At 75.6% G+C, this 11,408-nt stretch carries 10 protein-coding genes and 1 pseudogene; 7 read left to right on the top strand and 4 right to left on the bottom strand.

Features of this window, described 5'->3' with window-relative positions; translation table 11 throughout:
• Positions 1 to 183 precede the first annotated feature (183 nt).
• Positions 184 to 1,215: a glutamine synthetase gene (gene glnII, locus HHL19_RS03935; protein ID WP_169085496.1), complete on the top strand. Its 1,032-nt coding sequence runs from the start codon at positions 184 to 186 to the stop codon at positions 1,213 to 1,215.
• A gap of 300 nt (positions 1,216 to 1,515) precedes the next feature.
• Positions 1,516 to 1,689, top strand: a pseudogene (locus HHL19_RS03930) (winged helix-turn-helix domain-containing protein); the annotation flags it as partial.
• 25 nt (positions 1,690 to 1,714) lie between these two features.
• Here HHL19_RS03930 and HHL19_RS03925 read toward each other — a convergent pair.
• Both HHL19_RS03925 and HHL19_RS03920 read right to left on the bottom strand, forming a co-directional pair.
• On the bottom strand, positions 1,715 to 3,475 hold the full coding sequence (locus tag HHL19_RS03925) for a PepSY domain-containing protein (protein WP_169085494.1): 1,761 nt from the start codon (positions 3,473 to 3,475) through the stop codon (positions 1,715 to 1,717).
• Positions 3,476 to 3,548: 73 nt separating this feature from the next.
• On the bottom strand, positions 3,549 to 4,088 hold the full coding sequence (locus HHL19_RS03920; protein ID WP_240981387.1) for a hypothetical protein: 540 nt from the start codon (positions 4,086 to 4,088) through the stop codon (positions 3,549 to 3,551).
• Positions 4,089 to 4,324: 236 nt separating this feature from the next.
• Between HHL19_RS03920 and HHL19_RS03915 the strand changes: the two genes are divergently transcribed.
• The 4 genes from HHL19_RS03915 (at position 4,325) to HHL19_RS03900 (ending at position 9,838) form a co-directional block, all read left to right on the top strand.
• On the top strand, positions 4,325 to 5,125 hold the full coding sequence (locus HHL19_RS03915; RefSeq protein WP_169085490.1) for a tyrosine-protein phosphatase: 801 nt from the start codon (positions 4,325 to 4,327) through the stop codon (positions 5,123 to 5,125).
• Positions 5,126 to 5,211: 86 nt separating this feature from the next.
• Positions 5,212 to 7,569 carry a hypothetical protein gene (locus tag HHL19_RS03910; RefSeq protein ID WP_169085488.1) on the top strand — a complete coding sequence of 786 codons (2,358 nt, stop codon included), beginning with the start codon at positions 5,212 to 5,214 and terminating at the stop codon, positions 7,567 to 7,569.
• A 323-nt stretch (positions 7,570 to 7,892) separates the two neighbouring features.
• Complete coding sequence (locus HHL19_RS03905) at positions 7,893 to 8,777, top strand: metal-dependent hydrolase (RefSeq protein WP_169085486.1); 885 nt, start codon at positions 7,893 to 7,895, stop codon at positions 8,775 to 8,777.
• Positions 8,777 to 9,838: a PDR/VanB family oxidoreductase gene (locus tag HHL19_RS03900; RefSeq protein ID WP_169085484.1), complete on the top strand. Its 1,062-nt coding sequence runs from the start codon at positions 8,777 to 8,779 to the stop codon at positions 9,836 to 9,838. The genes HHL19_RS03905 and HHL19_RS03900 overlap by 1 nt, the downstream gene beginning before the upstream one ends.
• Before the next feature lie 86 nt (positions 9,839 to 9,924).
• Here HHL19_RS03900 and HHL19_RS03895 read toward each other — a convergent pair whose 3' ends face one another.
• On the bottom strand, positions 9,925 to 10,305 hold the full coding sequence (locus HHL19_RS03895) for a hypothetical protein (RefSeq protein WP_169085482.1): 381 nt from the start codon (positions 10,303 to 10,305) through the stop codon (positions 9,925 to 9,927).
• Positions 10,306 to 10,342: 37 nt separating this feature from the next.
• Here HHL19_RS03895 and HHL19_RS03890 point away from each other — a divergent pair, with 37 nt between their 5' ends.
• On the top strand, positions 10,343 to 11,071 hold the full coding sequence (locus HHL19_RS03890) for a TetR/AcrR family transcriptional regulator (protein WP_169085480.1): 729 nt from the start codon (positions 10,343 to 10,345) through the stop codon (positions 11,069 to 11,071).
• Here HHL19_RS03890 and HHL19_RS03885 read toward each other — a convergent pair.
• The gene (locus tag HHL19_RS03885) at positions 11,056 to 11,388 is read right to left on the bottom strand and encodes an isomerase (RefSeq protein WP_169085478.1); all 333 of its coding nucleotides are present in this window, start codon (positions 11,386 to 11,388) and stop codon (positions 11,056 to 11,058) included. The genes HHL19_RS03890 and HHL19_RS03885 overlap by 16 nt on opposite strands.
• Between the last annotated feature and the right edge of the window lie 20 nt (positions 11,389 to 11,408).

Below are 11,408 nucleotides of genomic sequence, written 5' to 3'. Positions count from 1 at the left end.
GGTTCACAAACGGGCAACCGTCGGGAAATCCCGTGTTGCGAAGCTGCGGTCACACGAAAGGCGCCATGGGCGGCGGGCCGGGCCACCGGTTGGTTGTCCGGCGCCGCCCCGCAGCTTCTCGCAGCGCCGCGAGCCGCCGCGGACGACACCCGCAGCAGCACGCCACGCCCTAAGGATGACCCCGTGACCTTCAAGGCTGAGTACATCTGGATCGACGGCACCGAGCCGACCGCGAAGCTTCGTTCCAAGACGAAGATCATCGCGGGCGAGGGCCGGGCGCTGGCGGAGCTGCCGATCTGGGGCTTCGACGGTTCCAGCACCAACCAGGCCGAGGGTCACGCGTCGGACCGCGTCCTCAAGCCGGTCTTCTCCTGCCCGGACCCGATCCGCGGCGGCGACGACATCCTGGTGCTGTGCGAGGTCCTCAACACGGACATGACCCCGCACGCCTCCAACACCCGCGCCGCGCTCGCCGAGGTCGCCACGAAGTACGGCGCGCAGGAGCCGATCTTCGGCATCGAGCAGGAGTACACCTTCTTCGAGGGCACCCGTCCGCTCGGCTTCCCGGTCAACGGCTTCCCGGCCCCGCAGGGCGGCTACTACTGCGGCGTCGGCGTGGACGAGATCCACGGCCGTCCGATCGTCGAGGCGCACCTGGAGAACTGCCTCACGGCCGGTCTCGGCATCTCCGGCATCAACGCCGAGGTCATGCCCGGCCAGTGGGAGTTCCAGGTCGGCCCGCTGTCCCCGCTGGAGGTCTCCGACCAGCTGTGGATCGCCCGCTGGCTGCTCTACCGCACGGCCGAGGACTTCAACGTCGCCGCGACGCTCGACCCGAAGCCGGTGAAGGGCGACTGGAACGGCGCGGGCGCGCACACCAACTTCTCCACGAAGGCGATGCGCGAGGGTTACGACGCGATCATCACCGCCTGCGAGTCGCTGGGCGAGGGCTCGAAGCCGCTCGACCACGTCAAGAACTACGGCGCCGGCATCGACGAGCGCCTGACGGGCCTGCACGAGACCGCCCCGTGGGACGAGTACTCCTACGGCGTCTCGGACCGCGGCGCCTCGGTCCGCATCCCGTGGCAGGTCGAGCAGGACCAGAAGGGCTACATCGAGGACCGCCGCCCGAACGCGAACGTCGACCCGTACGTGGTGACCCGCCTCATCGTGGACACCTGCTGCGAGGCGCTCGCGAAGGCCGGCCAGGTCTGATCGCCCGTCAGTTTCCGTGAGGTGCCCGCCGGTTCGCCCGGCGGGCACCTTTTCGTGTGCCGGGTGCCGGGCGTCTCGTCCCGTGGGCTTCCCTTCGCTCTGGCGTTCCCTCGGAGCGGAACGACAGCGCGCGGGGTCGCCATGGCCTTGAGCCGTTCCGGCCTTCCCGTCAGCACCACGACTACGACCGGTGCTGCCGGCGCGTGAGGAACGCGTCGGCCCTCCGAAACCCCGACCGGAGACCTGTCCGGTCCGCGGCCTTCGGCCGACGCGCGGCGGATCGCCACCGTCGACGGGGGGCATCCGTACCGGGTGCACACCCGCGACCAGCTGGTGCAGACGGTGCGGGGGTACGGGCACGTGGGCGACGGGCGGACGGTCGACGTCCACGTGGCCCGGCTGCGCCGCAAGTTGGGCGCCGAGCACCGCCGCACGATCCAGACCGTGCGGCGGGCCGGCTACAAGTACCTGCCCTGGCCCCGGCTGCCAGGCCCTCGGCCTAGCGCGTCCTCGCCCGCCGGATCCGGATCCGGTTCCGGTTCCGGGTCACCAGGGCGAGGACGAGTTCGGCCGCGAGGAGCACCAGCAGGCTGAGCCCGAGCAGCGGGACGAACCAGCCGAGGAGCGCGGCCGCTGCCGCGAGCGGCAGCAGGAGTGTCACCGGCAGCTTCCGCCAGGCGGCCCGGCCGACCGGGCGGCGGGGGCGGCGCAGCCACCACATGCGGTAGCCCCAGAGGATCATCAGGGCGAGCGCGAGGGCGAGCGCGGCGAGGGCCAGCTGGTTGAACAGGCCCAGGAAGACGCCGGTGTGGGCGTCGATGCCGATCCTGGTCAGCTTCGCGAGGAGCGGGTACTCGGCGAAGTCGAGCCGGTCGAGGACGGTGCCGTCGGCCGGGTCCACGGCGACCTGGTCCAGTTCGACCGGGAACTGCTTGTCGGTCTCCTTGACCACGTAACCGCGGCCGTCGGCGGGCAGCGTGACGGCTATCGAGGCGCTGTCGATCCCGGCGGCGCGGGCGGCGTCGACGGCCCGGTCGACGCCGATGTCGGCGGTGGGCGGCGCCGGGGCGGGGTCGGCCGGCTGGTGGCCGGGGCCGTGACCCGCGTGCTCGCCGCCCGCGACGCCGGCCGTGCCTGCCGAGAGGGTGGGGGTGGCGCCGCCGAGACCGTCCTGGAGGGCGCCGATGTTCTCGCCGGCGTACCGGGACCAGGTCAGGCCGGTCGCGGAGAGCAGCAGCAGGCCGAGGGCGGCCCAGAGGCCGACCGAGCCGTGCCAGGAGAGGGTGCGGCGGCGGGACCTGGGGCCGCGCTCCGGCAGCAGCAGCGCCCGCCGCCTGGTGCGGCGCCGGGCGAACCAGAGGGCGAGGCCGCCGAGGACCAGCACGAAGAGCCAGCTCGCGGCGAGTTCGCTGTAGATCCGGCCGGGTTCGCCGAGGTGGAGGTCGCGGTGCAGGCCGTCGATCCAGGTGCGGAGCGGCAGGGCGCCGCTGCTGCCGTAGCTGGGCAGCCGTCCGCGCACGTCGCCCGTGTACGGGTCGACGAAGACGGCGAGCGAGGTGCCCTCGGGGGCGTCGGGGTCGGCCATCAGGACGCGGGTCGTCGCGCCCGGTTCGGCGCCCGGCCACACGGCGGTGACGGTGCCGTCCGGGTTCGCCGCACGGGCGATGCCGACCTGCCGGTCCAGCGGGAGGACGGTGTCGCCGACCGGCACGGAGAGCTCGTGCGCGTACGCGACCTTCTCCGCCTGGAAGGACAGCGCGTAGAGCAGCCCGCTGAGCGCGGCCACGAGGAGGAAGGGCGCGGTGAGCAGCCCGGCGGTGAAGTGGAGCCGGAGGAGGAGGGGACGGAGGGCCGTCCAGGCGGTGGGGCGCGAGGGCGGGGAGGGCGGGGAGGGCGGGGTGCCGGCCGCACCGGCCGCGCCGAAGGTTTCGGCCGGGTCGATCGCGTCGATCGCGCCAGTCGCGTCGACCGCGCTGGGGCGGGGCGGTGGGGAGGCCGGGTTGACGGCCGCTTCGGCCGCGTCCGCCGCGCCGGGGCGGGACGGTCGGGAGGCCGGGTTGACGGCCGCTTCGGCCGCGTTCACCGCGCCGGGGCGGGACGGTCGGGAGGCCGGGTTGACGGCCGCTTCGGCCGCGTCCGCCGCGCCGGGGCGGGACGGTCGGGAGGCCGGGTTGACGGCCGCGTCCGCCGCGCCGGGGCGGGGCGGTGGGGAGGTTGGCTTCTCGGTCGTGTCGGGGCGTGCGGGGTCGTCGATGGGCATGGGGGTCCTCGGAGGCTCGTGTGGGGCCGGTGGGGGCCTGCTGTCGGGCAGGGGGAAGCGGCCCCCGGCGGTGTCAGACGAGTGGGCCGAGGGCCGTGGCGCGGGTGCGGGGGCGGTGGGGTGGTCCCCGTCGGGAGAGGACGGAGGCGAGGACGACGACGTGCGGCCGCCGGGCGGTCCGGCGCGGCCGGCGCACCGGGCGACGCGGGTCGCCGGGGGCGGCGACGGGCCCGGGCGGGGCGGCGAACAGCCGCCGGAGCGGCCTGGTCGCGCCCTCCGCCAGCGCGAAGAACGCGGCCTCGCCGCGCGCCAGCCACAGGCCGCAGACCAGTGCGGCCAGCAGGTGGGCGGCGAGCATTCCGACGCCTCCGTCGAGGAGTGTGTCGGGGGTGGCGGCTGTGGTGCCGTGCGCCGCGTGCGTCCCGTGGCCCGTCGCCGGCGCCTGGTGGGCGCCCGTCAGGGAGAAGGTGGCGTGCAGGGCGGCCTGGGCGGCCGGCATGCCGGCGGCGCAGGCGAGCGGGCCGCGGCGGCGGCCGGCCGCGCACCAGGCGCCTGCGGTCGTGACGGCGAAGGCGGCGAGGAGGGTGCGCGGGGCGAGTGCATGGACAGACATGGATGAATGCCCTACTGCGGCCAGAATGACGCACACCACCGCGAACAGGGCGGCTCTCAGGGCGCGCAGCGGCGAGTGGGGGTGCGTCATCGGGGACATGCTGTCACCCGTCCGCATCACCGGACAGACCGCCTCCCGGTGGTACGGAACGGACTACTCCGCCTGCTGGTGCCGAGTGGGGATCCGGCCGTTACGGTCGGGAGAGAGTGCCCTGTCCCCTCGGAGGAGTACCGCCCATGCCCGCGATCGCCGCCGCCTCCGTCGCCAACCTCCGGGACCTCGGCGGAGTGCCGCTGGGGGACGGGCGGTCGGTGCGGGGCGGCCTGGTGCTGCGGTCGGCGCAGCTGGACCGGCTGGAGCCGGACGAGGCCGCGGTGGCGGGGCTGAAGCTGCGGACCGTCGTCGACCTGCGGACCGCCGCCGAGCGCGCCGACCGGCCCGACCGGCTGCCGGACGGCGCCCGGCTGCTCGTCGCGGACGTGCTCGCCGACCACCTGGCGGCGAGCGGGCTGCCGCCGGCCGCGCGGCTGAAGACGCTGCTCACCGATCCGGCGCTCGCCGAGCAGCACCTCGGGGGCGGGCGGATCATCGAGGCGATGCGGGGCACCTACCGGGCCTTCGTCGGCAGCCCCTCCGCCCGCGCCTCCTACCGCGCCCTGCTCGTCGAGCTGGCGACGCCGGGCGCCGGGCCGCTGCTCTTCCACTGCACGGCCGGCAAGGACCGTACGGGCTGGGCGGCGACGGTGGTGCTCGCGCTGCTCGGCGCGGACGAGGCGACGGTGCGGGAGGAGTACCTGGCGGTGAATCCGGCGGTGCGGCACGCGTTCGCGCCGCTGATCGAGGGCTTCGTCACCCAGGGCGGCGACCCCGACCTGGCGCTCGCGATGATCGGCGTCCTGCCGGAGTACCTGGACGCGGGCCTTGAGGAGGTCGCGGAGCGGCACGGTTCGATGGAGGCGTACGTACGGGACGGGCTCGGGGTGCCGGACGCGACGATCGCGCTGCTCCGGGAGCGGTTGACGGTGTACGCGGCCTGAAACGGCGCGCGGGAGGCGGCGGCGCGCGCCGCCCGGGCCCGGCCTGCCTGGGGTGACCATCGCAAGAATCGCTCGTTCTGCTGAACGTGAGCACCCAGGATCTCGTTCCCTCGCCCGTGGGCCCCGTCGACGTCGAGCAGGCCGAGGCCGCCCTCGTCGAGCGCTATCCCCGGCTCGTACGCATCGCCTATCTGGTCCTGCCGCCGACGATGGGCCGCAAACGGCGGGTGCTGACCGCGCACGCGCTGGTGCAGCGGGCGCTGCCGCGCCGGCGGGTGCCGGGGCCCGCCGTACCGGAGCCCCGGCGGCCCGAGGACGCGGTGGATCCCGGGTACGCGTACGTGCGGGGCGAAGTGCTGCGGCAGGCGCTTGTCGCCGGGCTGCCGCTGCGGCGGCTCGCCGTGCCGCGCCGGGCGCAGTTGCCGCCGCTGCTGCCGCAGGTGTGGGGGCTGCGGTTGTTCCCCCGGGCCGGCGGGGCGGACGAACTCGCCCTGGACCAGCTGCTCGCCCGGCTCTCCGCCCCGGCCCGCGCCGCGTACGTGCTGCGCGGCCTGGAGCGGCAGGGCGACGCGGAGGTCCTCCGGGTGCTGGCCGTGGCGGGCGCCCGGGATCCGGAGGCGGCCCTCGCCGAACTGGCCGCGCTGGAGGAGACGGAGGCGCCCGAGGAGGGCGAGGGCCTCGCGGCCGGCGGGCCGGAGGGCCGCCCCGAGGGCCCCACCGCCGGCCCGGGTCGCTCCGGCGAGCACTCCGGCAAGCGCCCCGGCGAGCGCCCCGACCGGGTGGGCGGACAGGCCGGGCCCGGTCGCACCCGCGGCGGCGGGCCGCTGGGGGCGGCCGGCACGCCGGCGACGGGGGCCGCGGCGGGGACCGGAGGTACCGGGGCGGGCGCCGTCTCCGGGACCGGCGGGATCGGAGATACCGGGGCGGGAGGTGCCGGGGCGGGCGCCGTCTCCGGGACCGGTGGGACCGGCGGGGCGAGGGCCGGAGACACCGGGGCGAGGGATGCCGGGACCGGCGGGGCCGGCGGCGTGCCGCGCGCGGAATCGCGGCCCGGTGGCGACGGGGTCGGGGACCGGGCGGCGCGCCGGCGTCTCAGTGGGGCCTCGTTGCTCGAATCGGCCGAGTTCGACCCGTGCACGCTGCAGGCGCGGCCCGGGGATCTGTTGCGGCGGCGGCAGCACGGGCGGGCGGTGCTCGTCGGGGTGGTGGCGCTGCTGGTGTGCGGGACGCTGCTCGGGCTGCCGGGTGACGGGTGGGGCAGAAACGGTGCTGCGGCGCCGAGTTACGCCCGTAACCCCGCCGCCGAGGCGGCGCTCGACCCGGCGAAGGTGAAGCGGGTCGCGCCGGCCGTCTGGCCCGGCGCCGTACGGCGGGACTTCTCGGTGTGGCCGGCGCGCGGGGAGCTCGCCGGGGACGCGCCGCTGCTGCGGCGGGCGCTCGCGGTGTGGGCGCGGCCCGGCGGGGCGGTGGCGTCCTCGGCGACGCCGGGCACGCCGGTCGGGCCGCCGATGGGGCCGCCGCAGCTGCTGTTCGCGGGGCGGGTGGACGCGGCCCGGGTGGTGCTGTTCCACGACGGGCTGCGGATCGTGCGGTACGCCGAGCCGGTGGAGGGGACGGCCGGCGCCGCGCTCGACTTCGCCCGTACCGACGGCGCGGAAGGGCCCGGCGCGAGCGCGGTCGTGGTGACGCGGGCGGCGGGCAACGTGCGGTATCTGACCGCGCCGTGGGTGACCGGGACGGCCGTACGGGATCTACTGATGCCCGCCAAGGAGCCGTGGGCGCTGGGGCGGGACGGGCACGGGGTGACCGACGCGGTGCCGAGCCCCGCACTCGCGAAGGAGTGCGCGCGGTGGAACACCCTCCAGGTGACGGACGACTCCGGCGGCCGGCTGCTCGGCGACCTCGGCGAGCTGGTGCCGGCCCGGCTGCTGTGGGGGCCGCCCGGCGCGCCCGTGGACGCCACGGGCCGCGAGGCGCGGGCGGTCTGGGCGCGGACGGCGTGCCAGCTGACGACGGTCCTCGGGCAGGGGGTGGGCTCGGTGCGGGCCTGGCGGTTCGCCCGGCAGCCGCTGCCGGAGGGCGCGGGGCGGGCGGCCTGGGTGTGCACCCGGGCGGAGACCTGGCGGGGCACCGGCAGCCGGGTCCTCGCCCAGTTCCTGCCGCCGGACCCGAAGGTCCCGGCCGCGCTCGCCTCCCGTGCGCAGGACGCGCCCGCGTGCGGGCTGCGGGAGCCGAGGGTGCTGGCCGGGGCGTTGTGGCAGGCGCCGGCCGGCGGCTGGTACGTGCTTGCCGCGGGCGGCCCTGACGTGGCGTCGGTGCGGGTCGAGGGCGGGGTCACGGCCCGGGCCGCGGGGCCGGTCCTGGCGGCGAAGGCGCCGGCGGGCGCCCGCGCGGAGCTGAGCGCGACGTTGAAGGACGGCCGCCGGATGCCCGCCCTCCGCTGAACCCGGACGCCCGGGAGGGGACGAGCTCGCGCTCGCAACCCTTCCGCCGTCCCCCGCCCCCCGGCTGAGCCGAGCGCGACCCTGAAGGACGGCCGCCGGATGCCCGCCCTCCGCTGAACCCGGACGCCCGGGAGGGGACGAGCCCGCGCCCGTACTCCCTCCCCCGTACCCCGGCTGAACCCGGACGCGCGGGAGGGGCAGGCCCGCGCCCGTAGCCCTCCCCGGACGCCCGCGACGGGGCGGGGCCCCACGCCCGTAGCCCTCGCCCAAAAAGCGTCTGCACGAGTCTGTTCCCCGTGCTTACTCCTCAGTACATTGACGTCATGTCTAATACGCAGCCTGCACCGGTGGCGTCGGAGCACGTCGAGCTCAAGGCGCGCAAGGTCGCCTTCGACTGGCGGGAGACACCTCTCCACTGGGTTCCCGGCGACCCCTTCACCACGCACACGATCAACGTGCTGCACCTGCTCCTCCCGGCCGGGGAGCGGTGGTTCGTGCACGTCTACCAGCAGGCGCTGCCGTACATCACCGACGACCGGCTGCGCGAGGACGTCATCGGCTTCATCGGGCAGGAGGCCGTGCACTCGCAGGCGCACGACGACGTGCTGCCGCACCTGCGCGGGCAGGGGCTCGACCCGACGCCGTACACCGCGCAGGTCGACTGGTTCTTCGAGAAGCTGCTCGGCGACCGGACGCTGCCGCCGGGCCGGGCCCGCCGCTGGTGGCTGATGGAGCGGGTCGCGCTGATCGCCGCGATCGAGCACTACACCGCCTTCCTCGGCGACTGGGTGCTCAACGCCGAGGAGCTCGACCGGCGGGGCGCCGACCCGATGATGATGGACCTGCTGCGCTGGCACGGCGCCGAGGAGGTCGAGCACCGGGCGGTCGCCTTCGAGCTGTTCATGCACCTCGACGGCGGCTACCGGCGCCGCGCCCGCACCTGGGCGCTCGCCTTCGGCGCGCTGGTCTTCCTCTGGCAGCGCGGGGTCCGCTTCTTCCTGGAGAACGACCCGAGCCTGCTCGACCCCAAGGCGTCCTGGGCGGACTTCTACCGCAGGGGCCGCGAGGGCGTGCTGCCCGCCACCCCGGACGTGCTGCGCTCGATACCCCGCTACCTGAGCCGCGCCTACCACCCCTCCCAGGAGGGTGACACCGCGCAGGCCGTCGCCTACCTCGCCTCCTCCCCCGGCGCCAACGGAGGCCGCTGATGGCCCGGTTCACCACCGTCGCGCTCGTCGCCGGCGCCGCGCTCCTCGTCCGCCGGGCGGTCCGCTCGCGGATGACGACCGCGCCGCTGTGGCCGATGCCGTCCCTGGAGACGCCGGTCTCCGGGTACGGGCGCGGGGCGACCGTCCCGCGCCGGGTGCTCGTCACCGGCCGGGCCGTCCCCGCCGAGGGCGTCGTCGAACTGCGCCTGGAGGGCGAGCGGTTGCCGTCCTGGGAGCCCGGCGCCCACATCGACGTCGTGCTTCCCTCCGGGCAGGTGCGGCAGTACTCGCTCTGCGGCGACCCGGCCCAGGCCGGCGTCTACCGGATCGCGACCCGGCTCATCGAGGAGGAGCGGGGCGGCCGGGGCGGCTCGCGCGAGGTGCACGAACAGCTCCACGAGGGCGCCGAGATCGAGATCCGGGGACCGCGCAACCGCTTCCCGCTGGTCGACTCCCCCGCGTACGCCTTCGTCGCCGGCGGCATCGGGATCACCCCGGTCCTGCCCATGGTCAGGGCCGCGGAGGCGGCGGGCGCGGACTGGCGGCTCGTGTACTGCGGACGGTCCCGCGCCTCGATGCCGTACCTGGCCGATCTGCTCCGTCTCGGCGGGGACCGGGTGACGGTGGTCGCGGAGGACGAGGACGGGTATCCGGACCTGTCCTTCCTGGCGCAGGTGCCGGCCGAGACGCAGGTCTACTGCTGCGGCCCCGACGGGCTGATGGACGCCGTCTCCGCCGCGCTGCCGGAGGGCCGTACCGCCCGCCTGGAGCGCTTCTCGGCGCTCGCCCCGGCCGGCGGCACCGCCTTCGAGGTCGAACTCCGGCGCTCCGGGCGGACGGTGGCCGTCGCCGCCGACCGGTCGGTGCTCGCGGCCGTACGGGAGGAGGTGCCGGGCCTCATGTACTCCTGCACGCAGGGCTTCTGCGGCACCTGCCGGCAGACCGTTCTGGAGGGCGAGGTCGACCACCGGGACGAGCTGCTCACCGACGCGGAGCGGGCGGACTCGATGCTGATCTGCGTGTCGCGCTGCGCCGGGAAGAAGCTCGTCCTGGATCTCTAGGACGTCCGGGGCTCCGGGGCGTCCGGGGCCCTGGGTGTCCGTGGCTCTGGGCGTCCGTGGCTCTGGGCGTCCGTGGCTCTGGGGCGTCAGGGCAGGATCAGCCAGTCGAAGGCGAGGGCGGCCGCGAGGCCGCCCACGAGCAGCCAGGTGCCGAGCCGGGTACGGCCGTTGCGGGCCAGCTCGATGACGATCCCGCAGAGGATCATCGCGAGGCCGTAGACGCCGACGACCAGCACGGAGGTGCGGCTCGCGAGGCGGATCACCAGGATCACGCCCATCGCCACCAGCAGGACCGAGGCGGCCGCCACGCGCAGCCGTCTCGCCTGCTTGGGCGTCATGCCCTCGCCGGGCGCGGGCTCCTCCGGCTCCTCGTCCGGCTCCTCCGGTTCCCGCTCCTCCGCTGCGGCGTCGGGCTCGGGCTTCTCGGGGTTCTCGGCGGCCGGGGTGTCCTGGTCGGAAGCTGTCATGGACGAGGAGCGTAACGGACCCCGATAGGCTGTTCGTATGACGACCGGTGTGCGGCGCAGGATGGGCGTCGAGGAGCGCAAGCAGCAGCTGATCGGGGTGGCCCTCGAACTCTTCAGCAGCCGCTCCCCCGACGAGGTCTCCATCGACGAGATAGCCGCCGCCGCGGGCATCTCCCGGCCGCTGGTCTACCACTACTTCCCCGGCAAGCAGAGCCTGTACGAGGCGGCGCTGCGGCGCGCGGCCGACGAGCTCGCGGCCCGCTTCCTGGAGCCGCCGCAGGGCCCCCTCGGGGCGCGGCTGCTGCGGGTGATGGGCCGGTTCTTCGACTTCGTCGACGACCACGGGCCCGGTTTCGCGGCGCTGATGCGGGGCGGTCCCGCGGTGGGTTCGTCGACGACCAACGCGATGATCGACGAGGTGCGGCAGGCCGCGTACGAGCAGATCGTGGCCCATCTCGGGGTGGCGGAGCCGTCGCCGCGGCTCGAACTGGTCGTGCGGTCCTGGGTGTCGCTCGCGGAGTCGACGGCGCTGCTGTGGCTGGACGGGCGGCGGGTGCCGCGCGCGGAGCTGGAGCGGAAGCTGGTGCACGACTTCGCGGCGCTGACGGCGGTGAGCGCGGTCCACGACGAGCAGACGGCGAAGGTGCTGACGGCGGTGCTCGCCGAGGAGCCGGCGGACGGTCCGTTCGCCGAGCTGGTGGGCCGGCTGCTCGAACTGGCGCCGCCGGCCCCCCTGCCCGCCGTGCCGGATCAGACCCTGCGGTAGGCCTTCTCCAGGTCGCGGACCTCGACGGCGAGGCGTACCCCTTCGGCGCCCTTGAGGTGCCGGTGCAGCAGGGCGAGCACGCCCTGCGCGAGGTGGGTCTTGAGCGCGTCGGTCCGCCCGGAGGCGAAGGCGATCTCGACGTTGACCATCGCGGCGTCGGTGGTGCCGTCGGCGACGAAGGTCTCCGCGACCTCCCGGAAGCGGGTCTTGCAGTTGCCGACGGAGGTGCTGACGGTCTCCGCGACGAGGCCGTGGAGGTCGAGCGCGAAGGCCCGCCGGTCGAAGGGGACGGAATGGTCGACGGTGATCTGCGGCATGACGGCCTCTCGTGCTCGTA

The organism is Streptomyces sp. R302, assembly GCF_012927245.1.
Classification (GTDB): Bacteria; Actinomycetota; Actinomycetes; order Streptomycetales; family Streptomycetaceae; genus Streptomyces.
This window is presented reverse-complemented; position numbering and strand designations above follow the sequence as displayed.